Origin of the sequence: Pararhizobium antarcticum, from assembly GCF_001885585.1 — a bacterium.
In the GTDB taxonomy this organism is placed as follows: domain Bacteria; phylum Pseudomonadota; class Alphaproteobacteria; order Rhizobiales; family Rhizobiaceae; genus Pararhizobium; species Pararhizobium antarcticum.
In genome coordinates this window covers 75,847-91,264 of record NZ_LSRP01000140.1, presented here as the reverse complement: position 1 = coordinate 91,264, position 15,418 = coordinate 75,847, and the positions used below count along the sequence as shown (strand labels likewise).

General features: G+C 60.5%; 16 protein-coding genes. 7 read left to right on the top strand and 9 right to left on the bottom strand.

Annotation, left to right across the window (positions count from 1 at the left end):
* Positions 1 to 44 precede the first annotated feature (44 nt).
* The 8 genes from AX760_RS24305 to lptC all read right to left on the bottom strand — a co-directional run bounded on the left by AX760_RS24305 (position 45) and on the right by lptC (position 7,836).
* The gene (locus AX760_RS24305; protein ID WP_071835584.1) at positions 45 to 1,280 is read right to left on the bottom strand and encodes a D-arabinono-1,4-lactone oxidase; all 1,236 of its coding nucleotides are present in this window, start codon (positions 1,278 to 1,280) and stop codon (positions 45 to 47) included.
* Between the two features lie 24 nt (positions 1,281 to 1,304).
* On the bottom strand, positions 1,305 to 2,072 hold the full coding sequence (locus tag AX760_RS24300) for an SDR family NAD(P)-dependent oxidoreductase (RefSeq protein WP_071835583.1): 768 nt from the start codon (positions 2,070 to 2,072) through the stop codon (positions 1,305 to 1,307).
* A gap of 185 nt (positions 2,073 to 2,257) precedes the next feature.
* Positions 2,258 to 2,722 carry a PTS IIA-like nitrogen regulatory protein PtsN gene (ptsN, locus tag AX760_RS24295; protein WP_071835582.1) on the bottom strand — a complete coding sequence of 155 codons (465 nt, stop codon included), beginning with the start codon at positions 2,720 to 2,722 and terminating at the stop codon, positions 2,258 to 2,260.
* A gap of 263 nt (positions 2,723 to 2,985) precedes the next feature.
* Entirely contained in the window at positions 2,986 to 3,564 is a 579-nt protein-coding gene (gene hpf, locus AX760_RS24290; protein ID WP_071835581.1) for a ribosome hibernation-promoting factor, HPF/YfiA family, read from the bottom strand.
* Positions 3,565 to 3,833: 269 nt separating this feature from the next.
* Entirely contained in the window at positions 3,834 to 5,360 is a 1,527-nt protein-coding gene (gene rpoN / locus AX760_RS24285) for an RNA polymerase factor sigma-54 (protein ID WP_483428568.1), read from the bottom strand.
* 412 nt (positions 5,361 to 5,772) lie between these two features.
* Positions 5,773 to 6,582 carry an LPS export ABC transporter ATP-binding protein gene (lptB, locus tag AX760_RS24280; protein ID WP_071835663.1) on the bottom strand — a complete coding sequence of 270 codons (810 nt, stop codon included), beginning with the start codon at positions 6,580 to 6,582 and terminating at the stop codon, positions 5,773 to 5,775.
* Positions 6,583 to 6,594: 12 nt separating this feature from the next.
* Positions 6,595 to 7,152: an LptA/OstA family protein gene (locus tag AX760_RS24275; RefSeq protein WP_071835579.1), complete on the bottom strand. Its 558-nt coding sequence runs from the start codon at positions 7,150 to 7,152 to the stop codon at positions 6,595 to 6,597.
* A gap of 15 nt (positions 7,153 to 7,167) precedes the next feature.
* On the bottom strand, positions 7,168 to 7,836 hold the full coding sequence (gene lptC, locus AX760_RS24270; protein WP_071835578.1) for an LPS export ABC transporter periplasmic protein LptC: 669 nt from the start codon (positions 7,834 to 7,836) through the stop codon (positions 7,168 to 7,170).
* A 259-nt stretch (positions 7,837 to 8,095) separates the two neighbouring features.
* Between lptC and sppA the strand changes: the two genes are divergently transcribed.
* From sppA to AX760_RS24255, 3 genes are all read left to right on the top strand, one after another.
* Complete coding sequence (gene sppA, locus AX760_RS24265) at positions 8,096 to 9,055, top strand: signal peptide peptidase SppA (RefSeq protein WP_071835577.1); 960 nt, start codon at positions 8,096 to 8,098, stop codon at positions 9,053 to 9,055.
* A gap of 34 nt (positions 9,056 to 9,089) precedes the next feature.
* Complete coding sequence (locus AX760_RS24260; RefSeq protein WP_280950798.1) at positions 9,090 to 9,488, top strand: integration host factor subunit beta; 399 nt, start codon at positions 9,090 to 9,092, stop codon at positions 9,486 to 9,488.
* Positions 9,489 to 9,552: 64 nt separating this feature from the next.
* A complete protein-coding gene (locus AX760_RS24255) occupies positions 9,553 to 9,897 on the top strand; it encodes a DUF1049 domain-containing protein (RefSeq protein ID WP_071835576.1) in 345 nt (114 codons plus the stop codon).
* A 38-nt stretch (positions 9,898 to 9,935) separates the two neighbouring features.
* Here AX760_RS24255 and AX760_RS24250 read toward each other — a convergent pair whose 3' ends face one another.
* Positions 9,936 to 10,394: an SRPBCC family protein gene (locus AX760_RS24250; protein WP_071835575.1), complete on the bottom strand. Its 459-nt coding sequence runs from the start codon at positions 10,392 to 10,394 to the stop codon at positions 9,936 to 9,938.
* Positions 10,395 to 10,536: 142 nt separating this feature from the next.
* On the opposite strand from AX760_RS24250, the gene AX760_RS24245 reads away from it, so the two are divergent.
* Genes AX760_RS24245 through AX760_RS24230 form a run of 4 tightly spaced genes read left to right on the top strand, consistent with a single transcriptional unit; the run spans position 10,537 to position 15,393 of the window.
* Positions 10,537 to 11,679, top strand: a complete 1,143-nt coding sequence (locus tag AX760_RS24245; RefSeq protein ID WP_071835574.1) for an RsmD family RNA methyltransferase — start codon at positions 10,537 to 10,539, stop codon at positions 11,677 to 11,679.
* Positions 11,676 to 12,536 carry a TrmH family RNA methyltransferase gene (locus AX760_RS24240; protein ID WP_071835573.1) on the top strand — a complete coding sequence of 287 codons (861 nt, stop codon included), beginning with the start codon at positions 11,676 to 11,678 and terminating at the stop codon, positions 12,534 to 12,536. Before AX760_RS24245 ends, AX760_RS24240 begins: the two co-directional genes overlap by 4 nt.
* On the top strand, positions 12,533 to 13,030 hold the full coding sequence (gene lspA, locus AX760_RS24235; protein ID WP_071835572.1) for a signal peptidase II: 498 nt from the start codon (positions 12,533 to 12,535) through the stop codon (positions 13,028 to 13,030). The genes AX760_RS24240 and lspA overlap by 4 nt, the downstream gene beginning before the upstream one ends.
* A gap of 56 nt (positions 13,031 to 13,086) precedes the next feature.
* Positions 13,087 to 15,393, top strand: a complete 2,307-nt coding sequence (locus tag AX760_RS24230; RefSeq protein WP_071835571.1) for a PAS domain-containing hybrid sensor histidine kinase/response regulator — start codon at positions 13,087 to 13,089, stop codon at positions 15,391 to 15,393.
* Positions 15,394 to 15,418: the final 25 nt, after the last annotated feature.

Here is a 15,418-nt window from a genome sequence, read left to right as displayed (position 1 = left end):
GTCTGCAGGGGTGCCGACAAAGTGCGGTACCCCGCAAGATGTTCCTACCCAAACAACTGCTTCAGGTGATCGTTCAAAAACCGCCCTTCCGGATCAAGCTTAGCCCGCAGCGCCTTGAAATCCCCGGCGCGCGGATAAAGCGCGTCCACATCTTCCGCGCCCAGGAAGTGCAGCTTGCCCCAGTGCGGGCGTGAGCCGAACTGGCGCAGGATATCGTCGACGTCTTTCAGGTAATTCCAGTAATCCGTACCCGGCTGGCCGGAGACCGAGAGCGTGATCGAATCCTGCTCGAAGAACGGGCTGATCCAGCCGCCGTCGCCGGCGGTGAAGCGGTATTCGATCGGGTAGATGCAGGTCGGGTGTTTCTCCAGCATCAGCTTGCGCACTTCCATGCAGGCCTGCTTGCCGTATTGGACCGGCACAGCATATTCCAGTTCGTGGAAATTCGGCACATATTCGATCGGGTAGATTTCCGAGGAATAGGCGATCTTTTCGAATTCGCTTTCCATCGGTAGCGCATCGGTAAAATCGATCGTCTTCATTTCGCAGACGTCGGACAGGCTTGTCGTGGTCGAAACCGAGGCTGTGTCCGGCAGGCAGTAACAGTGCCGGCTTTCCGGCACCGGGCACCAGAAGAAACCGAAATGTCGGTGCTGGGCGGCAAGATCGTCATGTTGCTCCATGCACTCGTCGAAGCTGCAGCGCCAGAGTTTTTCATGCAGATTGTAGCTGTCCATCACTTGCAGGGTGATTTCCGAGATGACGCCGAGCATGCCGATCGAGACGCGGGCGGCGTTGAGCATGTCGGGTTGCGTGTCGTCGATCGCCAGAATACTGCCATCCGGCTGCACCAGCCGCATGCCGACGATCTGCGAGGCCATGTTGCCGAGCGTGCTGCCAGTGCCATGTGTGCCTGTCGTCAAGGCGCCGGCCAAAGCCTGGCTGTCGATATCGCCCTGGTTGATCATCGACAGGCCGTTTGTTTTGAGCGCCTTGCCCAGCGTGTTGATCGTCGTGCCGGCATGCACAGAGACGCGCTTGCGCGCCGTGTCGATGTTGGTGATGCCCTGCAGGCCAGAGAGCGTCAGATGGAGACCGCTGGTCAAGGCCACCGGCGTGAAGGAGTGGCCGGAGCCGGCACAACGAACGTTGATCCCGCTCGCGGTCGCTTCCCGCACCATCTGCGCCAGCGCCGCTTCGCTGTCGGGCGCGCCCCTGTGCCGAACGATACAGGATTGGTTGCCCACCCAGTTGCGCCAGTGTCCGCCGGATTCGATCATGTCTTCTGTCTCCAGGTGTCTCGTTCACATCGCCGTAAAGCAGTTATCGACAAACAGATGCGTGCCGTTGACGAAGCTCGATTCGTCGCTGGCAAGGAAGAGGGCGGCCTGCGCCACCTCCATCGGCTCGCACATCCGGCCTTGTTGGGCGGCGATGGCCGCATCGGAAACGTCGACGCCATACTTGGAGAGGCCCACCAGTTCGCGCTTGCCGTGGTCGGTGGCGATGAAGCCGGGGCAGACGGCGTTGGAGCGTATGCCGCGATCGCGGAATTCCACGGCGATGGCGCGGGCAAACATATGGCAGGCGCCCTTGGTCGTGTCGTAGAGCACTTCCATCGGCGTGGCCGCAACGGCTGAGATCGAGGATGTCGAGACGATGCTGCCGCCGCCGGCCTTGAGCATGCCGGGCAGAACCGCCTTGGTCATCAGGAACATCGAGCGGACATTGACCGCCATCAAGCGGTCCCACTCGTCTTCTTCTGTTTCGAGGAAGGGGCCGACCGCCAGAATGCCGGCATGGTTGAACAGAACGGTGATCGGCCCGAGTGCCGCTTCCACAGCCGCGACCGCCGTCTTTACCTCCGAAGAGACCGAAACATCGGCTGCGGCAAACATCGCCTGTCCGCCTTCGGCGCGAATGGCCGCGGCAACCGTCTCACCCTCCGAGCGTGGCAGATCGACAATACCGACCTTCGCGCCCTCGCGGGCAAAAAGCTGGGATGCCGCGAGCCCGCAGCCTCCAGCGCCGCCGCTGATCAATGCAGTCTTTCCGGACAGTCTGCCAGCCATCGATAAAATCCTCCGAACCGGGAAACCGCGACCGAGACGTCCGGCCCCTCATGCGCCTGATTATTGTCGAGGCTTGCGGCAGTGTCGATAGGATGTGCGCATAAACCGGACGGCGCCGCACGAAAATGCAAAGACCCGCGCCATGCAGGGACGCGGGTCTTCGAAACGGTGAAAATGGAAGGTCTTCAGGCCGCGTTCGACGCCTGATCCTCGCTGAGGAAAGCATAGATCGCCGAAGCCGAATTGGAGCCGCGCAGCTTGGCGACCATATCCTGGTCGCGCAACACGCGGGCAATCCGCGACAGCGCCTTCAGGTGATCGGCGCCGGCGCCTTCCGGGGCCAGAAGCAGGAAGACGAGATCGACCGGCTGGTCGTCCAGCGCCTCGAAATCAACCGGAGATTCCAGGCGGGCGAAAATGCCGATGATGCTGGTCAGGGTGGGGAGTTTCCCGTGCGGAATGGCGATGCCATTGCCGACGCCGGTCGAGCCGAGCCGTTCGCGCTGCAGGATCACGTCGAAGATTTCACGCTCGGAAAGATCGGTGATCTTGGATGCTCTGGATGCCAGTTCCTGAAGCAGTTGCTTCTTGGAATTGGCTTTCATAGCCGGAATTATTGCATTTTGCTGCAGCAAGCCTGCCAATGCCATTCTTTTGTCCTCGTTGCCCGGTTAACACGGCACATCTGGTAAGAGATGCACAATGCTTGCCAACCGATCTGTTCCGCACGTGCTTTTCGCCGTAGGTGACCGCCCGTGGCATGCCTGCTGGCAATTTAGCCCCGAGCACCCGGAAAGGGTCTTCGCGGTTTCGTCGCCTTATCGTCTCGTTCCAAACAGGCGGGTTCGTTTTTCCGCTGGGCCTGTGCTGGCAAGCTCGCGGGGTGCCGGTTTCCCGGCACCCCGCAGCCTGTTCAGTTTTTGATGTTGGCTGCGTCGATCCAGCCGATATTTCCATCATTGCGTCTGTAGACGATGTTCAGTTCTTCCTTGCCGCTGCTGCGGAAAATCAGAACCGGTTCGTCCGTCATATCCAGCGCCATCACGGCGCTTGCGACCGACATGGTCTTCAGCTGTTTCGTGCTTTCAGCAACGATCGTCGGTGCGTAGTTTTCCGGCACCTCGTCGTGTTCGTCGTCCGGCACGGAGTCCATTACTGTGTAGGCCACTTCGGAAAAGCCAGAATGGCCATTGCCGATGTGGTGATCCTTGAGCTTGCGCTTGTAGCGGCGCAGGCGCTTCTCGATGCGGATCGATGCCGCGTCGAAGGCTGCCTGCGGCTCCGTCGCCTCGCCGTTGGCGTGCAGGGCAGCGCCCGTATCGAGATGAATCTTGCAGTCAGCGCTAAAGCGCGACCCCGATTTTTCCACAGTGATCTGGCTTGAATATCCTCCGTCGAAATATTTGGTGACGGCCTGTTCTATCTGCTCCTCAATACGCAGACGGAAGGCTTCACCAATTTCCATATGTTTTCCAGATACACGCACACTCATGGAGTTTCCTCTCTTTTTCATGATTTGCACGTGTAGTTTATGCCAACAGGACCCGTCATCCAAGCACTTCACGCACGCAAACGAATTTTGCGCCTGAACAAGCTGAAACTGCGGGGATATGCTCTAAAGGCGGGTCCAATGTCCTTTGCCCATTGCGGCGGGCTGATACCCCGCGTCATCGCAAAAGTCAATTCCGGTGTTCGGAAATCGGCAGGACAAGCCGCGGCAAGGCCCATCTTGCGGGGCCGGCAAGGGGTTGGCGCGGTTGTTCAGGCCGATATTTTGGCGATCGCGCGCTTTTCGCGCCGGCGCTGGACCGAGGACGGGATGTTCATGGCCTCGCGGTATTTGGCGACCGTGCGGCGCGCGATCTCGACGCCACCCTTTTTCAGGCTGTCGACGATGTCGTCGTCGGACAGGACCGCATCCGGGCTTTCCAGCACGATCATGTTGCGGATCCGGTGGCGGACCGATTCCGCCGAATGGCCGTCGCCGCCTTCGGCAGAGCCGATCGATACGGTGAAGAAGTATTTGAGCTCGAAGAGACCGCGCGGGGTCAGCATGTATTTGTTGGACGTGACGCGGCTGACCGTGGATTCGTGCATCTTGATCGCATCGGCGATGGTTTTCAGGTTGAGCGGCCGCAGATGATCAACGCCGTTCATCAGGAAACTGTCCTGCTGCCGGACAATTTCCGTCGCCACCTTCATGATCGTCTTGGCGCGCTGGTCGAGACTGCGGGTCAGCCAGTTGGCGTTCTGCAGGCACTCCGTCAGAAATGTGTGGTCGCTGCCGGTTTTTGGCGTGTGGCGCGATACGGTCGCATAATAGGCTTGGTTGACCAGAACGCGCGGCAGGGTCTCCGGGTTCAGTTCCACCATCCAGGTGCCGTCAGGCGCCGTCCGCACGACGATATCCGGCACGATGGCTTCCGAAGGGCTGGTTTCGAAGGCGGTACCGGGCTTTGGATCGAGCTTGCGGATTTCCGCCAGCATGTCGATCAGGTCTTCCTCATCGACGCCGCAGATCCTTTTCAGGCTGGCGAAGTCGCGGCGGGCGAGCAGTTCGAGATTGTTGACGAGGGCTTCCATCGCGGGATCCAGCCGGTCGCGAACGCGCAGCTGGATGGCGAGACATTCGCTGAGCGATCGGGCAAACACCCCTGGCGGATCGAGCTGCTGCAACTGGTGGAGCACGCGCACGACATCCGGGTGACTGGCGCCGAGACGGTTGGCAATGTCCTCGAGATCGGCATGCACATAACCGGCCTCATCCAGCTGGTCGATGAGGTGCTGTGCAATCAGCCTGTCCGCTGCGCCATGGATGGTGAAAGGCACCTGCTCGTTGAGAAAGTCGCGCAGCGTCGGACGGCTGGCGATGAAATCGTCGAGATTGTAGCCCTCGCTGCTTTCGCTGTCGCCGCCGCCGGGCATGGATTTCCACTGGCTGAGCAATTCCGGTGCGTCGGCGCGCTGCGGCACGGTATCGTCGGGAAAGACATTCTCGAAATTGGAATCCAGCTGTTCGCTGAGTTGTTCGCCGGAAAACGCCGTCGCGCTGTCATAGACGTCGCCAAGCGGGTCAAGCGCCGGAAACTCGATGACCTCGCGCTCGTTGCGCTCGTCCTGGCTCGCATGGGCCTCGTCGCGCCCTGCATGATCCTGGCCCTGGGGCGCGTCTTCATTTGCGGCGAATTCGAGCAGCGGGTTCTTCTCGACCTCCTGCTCGATGAATGTGTTCAGTTCAAAATGCGTCATCTGCAGCAGCTGGATCGACTGCATCAGCTGGGGTGTCATCACCAGGGACTGGCTTTGACGCAGGAAGAGACTGGCTGACAATGCCATGTTTACGCTAAACTCCCCTCAATTCCCGAAAATGAGCACCGTTCTGATGCGGCATGCAGCTCAAATTTCCAAGTGGCCCAAAAATTGCTTATTAATCGGGTTTGGTCAAGTCTTGCCGAAGAATAAGATGAATTTTGATGCTGATGGGGAATTTCGCGGCAATCCCGGTCTGAAACTGCCAAAAATAGAGACTTTTCACCGGATTGGCATTGCTCGCCATCCCGGTCCAGATGCTTCAATCAGTGCGTCGATGGTCTCTGATGCACTGCAGCATGAACGTCTGGCCCGAAAATTGCGTAAATCCCCGGCCGGGTCAAGAGCCCTGTTCCAGATGCGGCAAAATAGCGTCTGTGGGCGATGGTTGTCAGAGGCTGAAATTGTCGCCCAGATAGAGCCTGCGGACATCCGGATTGGTGACGATGTCGTTGGCGCGGCCATGCGTCAGCACTTCCCCTGCATGGATGATGTAGGCGCGGTCGATCAGGCCGAGTGTCTCGCGCACATTGTGATCGGTGATCAGCACGCCGATGCCGCGAGAGGTCAGGTGCCGCACAAGCGCCTGGATGTCGGCAACCGAGATCGGATCGACGCCGGCAAAGGGTTCGTCGAGCAGCATGAAGGTCGGGTCGGTGGCCAGCGCGCGGGCGATTTCGAGACGTCGACGTTCGCCGCCCGACAGCGCCACTGCTGGCGACTTGCGCAGATGCGCGATCGAGAATTCGCCGAGCAGGTCGTTGAGCTTGCTTTCGCGCCGCTCCCTGTTGCGGTCGTGAACCTCGAGAACCGCACGAATATTGTCTTCGACGGTCAGTCCGCGAAAAATCGATGCTTCCTGTGGCAGATAGCCGACGCCAAGCCGCGCGCGGCGATACATCGGCATCGAGGTGACATCGTTGCCGTTGATTTCGATCGTGCCTTCATCGACGGGCACGAGCCCGGTGATCATGTAGAAACACGTCGTCTTGCCGGCGCCGTTCGGACCCAGCAGGCCGACAGCCTCGCCGCGACGCACGACCAGCGAGACGCCGTTGACGACGCGCCGCGAACGATAGCTTTTCGTCAGACCGCGCGCGATCAGCGTGCCTTCATAGCGTGCCTTGTCGGCAACGCGGGCAGGCGCCGACGCATCGGGCTTGCCGCCCTGTTTGCGCTTGGTAAGAAAGGGGATGTTCACGTCCAAACTACATCAATTCTGTTGGGATTTCGGATCGAGCTGGATCTTCACCCGTCCGCCGCACGCCTGCAGTTGCGCTTCGCCGGTGTTCATCTGGACGTTCAGCTGACAGCCGGTAAAGACGTTCTTGCCTTCCGACAGAACCACTTCCTTGCCCTTCAGCACGAGCGTCTGCTCCGTCATGTTGAACGAGCCGCTGTCGGCCGTTGCCTGCTGGGTGCCGGATTGCAGGAACACCTTGTTGTTGACCTCGATCCGATCAATGTCGGCATTGCCGCCCTGGATCGATCCGCCGCCCTTCTTGTAATAGACCACCATGCTGCCGGCCTGCAGTGTCGTCGTGCCCTGGACGACCTTCACATTGCCGGTGAACATGGCCAGACTTTCCGCATCCTTGATGTCCAGCTTGTCGCTTTCGATCTGGATCGGCTGGTCGTTGGAAAGCTCCAGCCCTTTCATCTGGCTCGATGTCGACTGGGCCACGGCAGGCCCGGCAAGGGCCGCAGCGAGCACGGCAGCAACGGCAATTTTTCTGGCAAGCAACAAAGAGGATGTTGAATTGGCTGACATGGGATGCACCGGGTTCTAGTTCTGGTTTTTTCGGATGGAGCTGGGTTCGACATTGACCCGGACCATGCCCTCAAAAGTCACAATCCGTCCCTTATCCGTCATTCTCAGCCGCTGTGCAACAATGGAACCGCCATTCATGCTGATTGCGATCGGCTGTTTCGATTCCATCTCGCCGGCATTGATGTCGAGATAGGCGGATCGGAAGTCTGCATTGACGCCATTGTTCATCGTGATGGTGAAGGGCTCGTCCATATTGAGCGTATTGCCGCCACGATCATAGACGCCGCTTGCCGCATCGACGGTGGCGACGAGGGTCTCGTTGACCGGCATTTCCGCATGGATCTTCTTCAACGTGATGATGTCCGGATTGGCAATGTCCTGCAGGGCGCGCTCGGCTTTCATCGAATAGCTGATGCCCTGCTTGTTGCGCCCGGAAATCGCGGGGTTCTGCATGACGATCTTGCCGTTTTCGATGGTCGCGTTCTCGATTTGCAGTTCATCGGGGAGATACGCGCCGATAACGGAGACGACAACAAAAATGGCTGCGATCACGAAAGCAACCAAAGGCAACACGATCTTCATCCGCGTCACGCGCCGGGAGTGCCGCGTCGCCTGATCGTAGGCATCCGCGGGACCGAGCCCCGAATGCGGGAACGCGCCGGGAAACTGCGCTTCATTGAGCATGAAAAAGACCTGTCGTTTGAACGATACAACGCGCCGCAGGTGCCGCCGGTTTCTGTTCGGCCTGCTTCCATACGAGCGTTTCGGTAAATGCGAATATGGCGATTTTTTTGAGGCCAGACAATGGACGCGGAAAAATCTTTGAAAAACCGCTTACAAGCGAAGCCCTGTGCTTGTATTGATTCCGGCCTGTTGCGCCCATTCGCGCCCGTTGGGCGGATGTCGTTCCTGTCCAGCGCCGCCAAAGCTATAGAGGTCACCCATGGATCAACTCGCAATCGCCGACCGGCGGCAGCTTCGCCGCAGGCTGAGCTTCTGGCGTCTGGCTGCCATCGGCCTGATCGCGCTCGTCGGGATCGGTGCGTTCCTGTTTTCGAGTTCCGGCAGCACCGGGTCGATCGCCCGGGCGCATATTGCCCGTGTCACCATCTCCGGCATCATCCAGGACGATCGCGAGCTTTTGACGCGGCTGGACGACATCGCCAAGAACGATGCGGTCAAGGGACTGATCGTGACGATCTCTTCGCCGGGCGGCACTACCTATGGCGGCGAAGTCATTTACAAGGCGCTGCGCAAGGTCTCTGAAAAGAAGCCGGTGGTGTCCGACGTGCGCACCCTTGCCGCATCCGCAGGCTACATGATCGCGCTGGCCGGCGATCAGATCGTCGCTGGCGAAACCTCGATCACCGGCTCCATCGGCGTCATCTTCCAGTATCCCCAGGTAAAAGACCTGATGGATAAGGTCGGTGTCTCGCTGGAAGAAATCAAATCCGCGCCGCTGAAGGCTGAGCCTTCACCCTTTCATCCGGCAAGCGACGATGCCAAGGCTGTCATCCAGGCGATGATCGACGACAGCTACAACTGGTTCGTCGATATCGTTGCCGAGCGACGCAAGCTGCCGCGCCCCGAGGCCCTGCGGCTGGCCGACGGCCGTATCTATACCGGCAGGCAGGCACTGCGCGACAAGCTCGTCGATCAACTGGGCGGCGACGAGGAAATCCGCACATTCCTCGCATCGCGCAAGGTCTCGAAGGATCTTCCTGTGCTGGAATGGGAAGCGGCCCGGTCATCGCTGCCTTTCGGCCTCGGTTCGATGGCGGTGGATTGGGCCAAATCCTTGGGATATGAGGTTTTTCCGATCTTTGGCAGCCTCGAAAAATGGAGCCGGGACAAGTTGTTTCTTGACGGTCTTGTTTCCGTTTGGCAGGTTGGCAGCGATTGAGTGAGGCAAGGGGCTGACGCGATCCGTCTTTCGGATGGAAAGCGTCGCCGAGGATTTGCCGAAGTGGCGACGTACCGACATCGTCGAGCATAAAGAACCAACAATAAACAGGAATGACGAGGGGGCGGCAGTGATCAAGTCAGAATTGGTGCAGATCGTTGCGGCTCGCAATCCGCATCTCTACCACCGCGATGTGGAAAATATCGTCAATGCGGTTCTCGACGAGATTACCGATGCACTCGCAGCGGGAAACCGGGTGGAACTCCGCGGTTTCGGCGCGTTTTCGGTGAAGAACCGGCCCTCGCGCTCGGGGCGCAACCCGCGCACCGGCGACAGTGTCTTCGTCGAGGAAAAATGGGTGCCCTTCTTCAAGACGGGCAAGGAGTTGCGTGAGCGGCTCAACCCTGGCGCCGACGATGAAGACGACGAATAAGGCGTCCTGACCGGTCCGGCCGACTTTGGCTGGCTGGACGCCAAGGCATGACGGAGACGGACTGATGATGAAAAAGCTCTTGAATATCGTGGTGCTCATTCCCGTGGGCATCGTCCTGATCGTGCTTTCGGTCGCAAACCGGCAGACGGTGACCCTGGCGCTCAATCCGTTCAATCCGGCAGACAGCGTCCTGTCTGTATCCTCACCATTTTTCATCTTCCTGTTTCTTGCCGTGATCTTCGGCCTCGTGGTCGGCTCGCTGGCAACCTGGTTTGGCCAGGGCAAATACCGCAAGCGGGCGCGCAACGAAGCGACCGAGGCGGTAAAATGGCATGCGGAAGCGGAAAAGCACCGCACCCGCGCCGAAACGATCGCATCCCAGACCCTGCTGCCAGCCACATCTCGCTAGTTTACGGCTTGTCGGCGGCTGACCGAACGTCCGAACGTTCAGTTCGCGCCTGCCGCACGGGCGCTGACGGCTGCATTGAAGTCCGCAAAGAATTGCTGGGCGAGCTTCTTCGAGGTGGAATCGACGAGTCTTGATCCGAGTTGAGCGAGTTTTCCGCCGATCTCGGCCTTTGCCTCGTAGCGCAACAGCGTCTCGGCCCCGTCCTCGACCAGCGTGACATCGGCACCGCCCCGGGCAAAACCCGCTATGCCACCCTTGCCTTCGCCCGAAATGGTGTAGCTCTCCGGGGCATTGATGTTGGAAAGCACGACGTCGCCCGCAAAGGATGCTGAAACCGGGCCGATCCTGATCTTGACCGTCGCTGACAGTTCGCTCGGCGATTTCATCTCCAGGGACTGGCAGCCCGGAATGCACTGCTTCAGCATGTCCGGATCGTTAAGGGCTGCCCACACCACCTCGCGGGGAGCCGCGATCCGTTCCTCGCCGCTCATATCCATGCGATCATCTCCTCCTGTTCCTCCACCTTGATCTATCGCAGATCGGAAACAGCTTTGCCAAGAGGCAGATCGGAAACAGCTTTGCCAAGAGAAAGAGCGGTGCTATTTGCAGGCTTGATTGACGGCACCCAGGATGAGATCCGTGAAAGATAAAGATCGACGGCCGAAGGGCAAGACCACGCCGCCCGCGGCATCGCGCACCGCGCAGGGGCGACCTATGTCCGCGCCGAAGAGCAGGCCATCGGGTCCACCGCAAAAGCTGAGCAGTTCGCGGCCCATGCCTGTGGCGCGCGCTGACAAGACTGACGCCTGGCCGGCGGCCTCCGCCGAAGCCACAGCGCCGTCGGCAACGGTTCGGATCCGAACGGGTGAAAAGCCGGCAGAGCGCATCCCCGTCATTCTCGAAACCACGGGGGCCCGCGACTATCACCTGATCGACAGTGGCGATGGCCTGAAACTCGAACAATACGGCACCTACAGCATCGTCAGGCCGGAAGCGCAGGCGCTCTGGCCAAAGGCGCTGCCCGCGCATGTCTGGGACAATGCTGATGCCGTCTTTACCGGCGATACCGACGAGGACGGCATGGGTCGCTGGCGGTTCCCGCGTGACATGCTGGGTGAGACCTGGCCGATGCAGATCCTCGACGCTGATTTTTTCGGTCGCTTCACGGCCTTCCGCCATGTCGGCGTGTTTCCCGAACAGCTGGCGCACTGGAGCTGGATGAAGGAACGGATCGAAACCGCCGGCCGCCCGCTCAAGGTGCTGAACCTCTTTGGCTATACCGGCGTTGCCTCGCTGATTGCAGCCCGGGCTGGCGCCGAGGTCACCCATGTCGATGCCTCAAAGAAGGCGATCGGATGGGCGCGAGAAAATCAGACACTTGGTCGTGGCGAAAAACTGCCGATCCGCTGGATCTGCGAAGACGCGATGAAGTTCATCCAGCGCGAGGAGCGCCGCGGCAGCCGCTACGACATCATCCTCACCGACCCGCCGAAATTCGGACGTGGGCCCAATGGCGAGGTCTGGCAGCTGTTCGAACATCTCGCTTTGATGCTCGACATCTGCCGCGAGATCCTGTCCGACGATGCGCGCGGCCTCGTGCTGACGGCCTATTCGATCCGGGCCAGTTTCTATTCGATCCACGAACTGATGCGCGAGACCATGCGCGGGCGCGGCGGCGCGGTGGAATCCGGCGAACTCATCCTTCGCGAAGGTGGAGTGGACGGCAAACAGCCTGCCCGCGCGCTTTCCACATCCCTTTTCAGCCGATGGGTACCGAAATGAACCATGATATCAGCGAACCCGGCCCCCGCCGCGTCGGCCAGGTCAAGGAGGTGACCAGCCTCACAAATCCGATCATCAAGGACATCAAGGCCTTGTCGCAGAAGAAGGAGCGCGACGAGACCCGCTCCTTTCTCGCCGAGGGCCTGAAACTGGTCATCGATGCGCTTGAGCTCGGCTGGACCATCAAGACGCTGGTCTATGCCAAGGCCGCAAAGGGCAAGCCGCATGTGGAACAGGTCGCATTGAAGACCATCGCCACGGGGGGGCTGGTGCTCGAAGTCAGCGAGAAGGTGCTGTCGGCCATCACCCGCCGGGACAATCCGCAAATGGTCGTCGGCGTCTTCGAGCAGCGCTATGCAAACCTTCGGGACATGACCCCGACGCTCGGGCAGACCTTTGTGGCGCTCGACCGGGTCCGCGATCCCGGCAATCTGGGAACGATTATCCGCACCGCCGATGCCGCAGGGGCCTCCGGAGTGATACTGATCGGCGAGACCACCGATCCGTTCTCGCTGGAAACCGTGCGCGCCACCATGGGCTCGGTCTTTGCCATGCCGGTCATGCGGGCCAGCGTTGCGGAGTTCATCAAATGGCAGAAGGCCACCGGCGTGCAGGTCGTTGCAACGCACCTCGCCGGTGCCGTCGATTACCGCACCATCGACTATCGCAGGAAGCCCGTGGTTGTGCTGATGGGCAACGAGCAGGCCGGCCTGCCGGATGAACTGGCAAAAGAAGCGACGGCCCTTGCGCGCATTCCGCAGCAGGGCCGTGCCGATTCGCTCAACCTGGCGATTGCCACCGGCATCATGCTGTTCGAGGCACGCCGGCATCTTCTGACGCTGGATGGCAAGGCATGATGCAGCGAACTGCGCTTTTCTCCCGCCCGGTGCCGATCGTGTTTTTCATCGTCATCGCCGTTCTGCTCGACCAGGCGATCAAGGTCGCCGTCGAGGCCTGGTTGCCCTATGGCGAGGATGTCGCCCTGCTGCCGTTCCTGGCTCTGCACAGGATCTATAATTACGGCGTGGCCTTTTCCCTGTTCTCGGGCATCGAGCGCTGGGCGATCATCGGCCTGCGGGTCGTCGTCGTGGCCTTTGTGCTCTATCTCTGGCGCAAGACACCGCCGGATCGGACCTTCGCGCATCTCGGCTATGCCATGATCATCGCAGGCGCGATCGGAAATTTGATCGATGGCCTGCTGTTTGGCTACGTCATCGATTACGTGCTGTTTCATCTGCCGGTCTGGAACTGGTCCTTCGCGGTCTTCAACCTCGCAGACAGTTTTATCACGCTGGGGGCCATGTCGATCATCCTCGACGAGCTCTTGCATATGAAAAAGCGCGATCGCTAAAATTTGACGGACCGCTTGAAAACATTCGGAACGCTTGCCGTGCTAGGCCTTCCGGAATGAGCGAATTGTCAAAATTGCAGCAACGGATCAACGCTGAATTCAGCGCCCCCGAACAGGTCAGAACCCTGGGGCGGCGTGGAACCGATGCGGATTATCATGACGATCTGCATTCGCTGGAACCCGAAGACGATAGCGTGCTTCGCGAGGAGCGCTACCCGGCGCTGAGACCGGCTCTGGCCGGGGCGGGCCTTCTCTGTTCTGCCGCCGTGTTCGGCACCGGCATGGATGCTGGCCTCTATTTCCTGTCCGGTTGTCTTGCCGTCGGCGGCGTAACCGGTGCTGCCCTTTTGCTGCGCGACTGGCACCGCGCATCGTCACGCAAGCCCGGGGCTGCGCGGCAGGCTGCGGTGGAGAAGGTCGGCGACCGGCAATGGGAGCGCAATGAAACATCGCAATTGCTGTCGACGATCCATGACGCGCTCGGCGATATCGCCATCGTCCGCGAACCGGGCGGCAAGATCGTTCAGGCCAACACCGTTTTCCGGCAGTTGACGGGATGTGCGAAGCCGGAAGGCATGACATGCGAGGGGATCGGCCTGAATTTCGAGCCGGAACCCGCGCCGCGCCATTTCCGCGTCCGGATTCCGACGGGCGACGGTTTGCGGATTTTCGACTGGCACGATGTGATTGCCCGCGAGCCGGCAAGCGGCCAGTTCATGCTGCACAGCATTGCCCGTGATATCACCGAGGAAAGCCGGATTGCCCGCGAAAGCGAAGAAGCGCGTCGTCGCGCCGAAAGTGCAAGCCAGGCCAAATCCAGGCTTCTCGCGACCGTCAGCCACGAGATCCGCACGCCGCTCTCCGGCATTCTCGGCATGAGCCATCTGATCAGTCAGACGCGGTTGACCGGCGAGCAGAAGAACTATCTGGCCGGCATGCGGCAGTCCGGTCACGCGCTGGTCCAGCTTGTCGACGATCTCCTCGACTTTTCCTCCATCGAAGCCGGGCGTTTCCAGTTGCGCCCGTCGCGGGAGCCGCTGCGCGAATTGATCGAGAGCGTCGTCGAGATGCTCTCGCATCGGGCCCATGAAAAGGGCATCGAGATCGGAGCGACAATCTCCGCCGATGTTCCCGGCCTTCTGGATTTCGATGCGGCACGGCTGCGGCAGGTGCTGTTCAATGTGATCGGCAATGCCGTCAAGTTCACCCATACCGGCGGGGTGTTCGTCGATGCCGGCATCCAGGGGCAGAATGTCGTCATCCGCATCGACGATACCGGCCCCGGTATGAGCATGGACGAACAGGCGCGCGTGTTCGACGAGTTCGAACAGGCGGGCGCCGCAAAGCAGCGCTCCGCCGGCACCGGGCTCGGCCTCGCCATCTCCAGGCGGATCATCGAGGCCTTTGGCGGCAAGCTCGTGCTGTCGAGCAAGCCCGGCGAAGGCAGCCGGTTCGAGATCGGCTTCCCGGCGGTCGGCGGCGACCTCAGCGCTGCGCCGCGCATCCGACGCGGCATTCTCGCCGAATCGCGCGTTCTCGTCATGGCTCCGGCTGGCCCCGCATCGAAAGCCATTGAAGCAACGATCACGACACTCGGCGGGCTCTGCTGCTGCGTGACGAGCGTCGAGGAGGCGCAGGCCTTTGCGGTCCGTGCGATCAGCGGCGCGGCACCGCTCACCGACATCATCGTCGATCACCGGCATGCCGCCCATTTCCTCCGGCTGCTGTCCGCCCTGCCGCAACTGGAAGACATGCAGTTGCGCAAGACCTATCTGGTCAATCCGGAGGAACGAAGCGGCCGTCCCATCAACCAGATGGATGGCTATGACGCATGGCTGATCCGTCCGCTGCGCGAAAAATCGCTGGTCGAGGTCCTCAAGGGCCGCATGAAGGGAATGGAAGTGCGCGACGCCATCAACGACAACAGGCCCATGCTGCGGGATGTTCCCGCGCATCTGGAGCCGGCGGCGGCCAGTGGCATCCTGCTGGCTGAGGACGATCCGATCAATGCTTTCCTCGTTCGCTCCGTTCTGGAAAAAGCCGGCCACACTGTCCGCGTCGTCGGCGATTTCGGCGCGCTTGGAGCCGCGCTTTACGACGCGCCGGTTGCCAACCTCGTCAAGCCGGAACTGATCGTCACCGATCTCAACATGCCGGGCGGCGATGCTTTCGCGATGATCCGCAGGATCCGTGATCAGGAGCGCCAGTCCGGCGGCAAGCCGGTGCCGATCATCGTGGTGACGTCGGATACGAGACCCGATATCTGCCGCCAGCTTCTGGACACCGGTGCGGATTCGGTCCTGCCGAAACCAGCCGATCCGAAGACGTTGACGGCGGTGGTCGAGGAACTTCTGGAGCGCTGACGACCCCTGCCGCTTCAGGTTCGGC

Excerpts from the sequence above, each read along its gene's own strand:
- sppA (WP_071835577.1), top strand. The coding sequence starts at position 8,096 with ATGGATCAACTCGCAATCGCCGACCGGCGGCAGCTTCGCCGCAGGCTG.
- AX760_RS24250 (WP_071835575.1), bottom strand. The coding sequence starts at position 10,394 with ATGGATATGAGCGGCGAGGAACGGATCGCGGCTCCCCGCGAGGTGGTG.
- lspA (WP_071835572.1), top strand. The coding sequence starts at position 12,533 with ATGATGCAGCGAACTGCGCTTTTCTCCCGCCCGGTGCCGATCGTGTTT.
- hpf (WP_071835581.1), bottom strand. The coding sequence starts at position 3,564 with ATGAGTGTGCGTGTATCTGGAAAACATATGGAAATTGGTGAAGCCTTC.
- ptsN (WP_071835582.1), bottom strand. The coding sequence starts at position 2,722 with ATGGCATTGGCAGGCTTGCTGCAGCAAAATGCAATAATTCCGGCTATG.
- AX760_RS24240 (WP_071835573.1), top strand. The coding sequence starts at position 11,676 with ATGAACCATGATATCAGCGAACCCGGCCCCCGCCGCGTCGGCCAGGTC.
- AX760_RS24305 (WP_071835584.1), bottom strand. The coding sequence starts at position 1,280 with ATGATCGAATCCGGCGGACACTGGCGCAACTGGGTGGGCAACCAATCC.
- AX760_RS24300 (WP_071835583.1), bottom strand. The coding sequence starts at position 2,072 with ATGGCTGGCAGACTGTCCGGAAAGACTGCATTGATCAGCGGCGGCGCT.
- lptC (WP_071835578.1), bottom strand. The coding sequence starts at position 7,836 with ATGCTCAATGAAGCGCAGTTTCCCGGCGCGTTCCCGCATTCGGGGCTC.
- AX760_RS24275 (WP_071835579.1), bottom strand. The coding sequence starts at position 7,152 with ATGTCAGCCAATTCAACATCCTCTTTGTTGCTTGCCAGAAAAATTGCC.
- rpoN (WP_483428568.1), bottom strand. The coding sequence starts at position 5,360 with ATGACACCCCAGCTGATGCAGTCGATCCAGCTGCTGCAGATGACGCAT.
- AX760_RS24230 (WP_071835571.1), top strand. The coding sequence starts at position 13,087 with ATGAGCGAATTGTCAAAATTGCAGCAACGGATCAACGCTGAATTCAGC.
- AX760_RS24260 (WP_280950798.1), top strand. The coding sequence starts at position 9,090 with ATGGAAAGCGTCGCCGAGGATTTGCCGAAGTGGCGACGTACCGACATC.
- AX760_RS24255 (WP_071835576.1), top strand. The coding sequence starts at position 9,553 with ATGATGAAAAAGCTCTTGAATATCGTGGTGCTCATTCCCGTGGGCATC.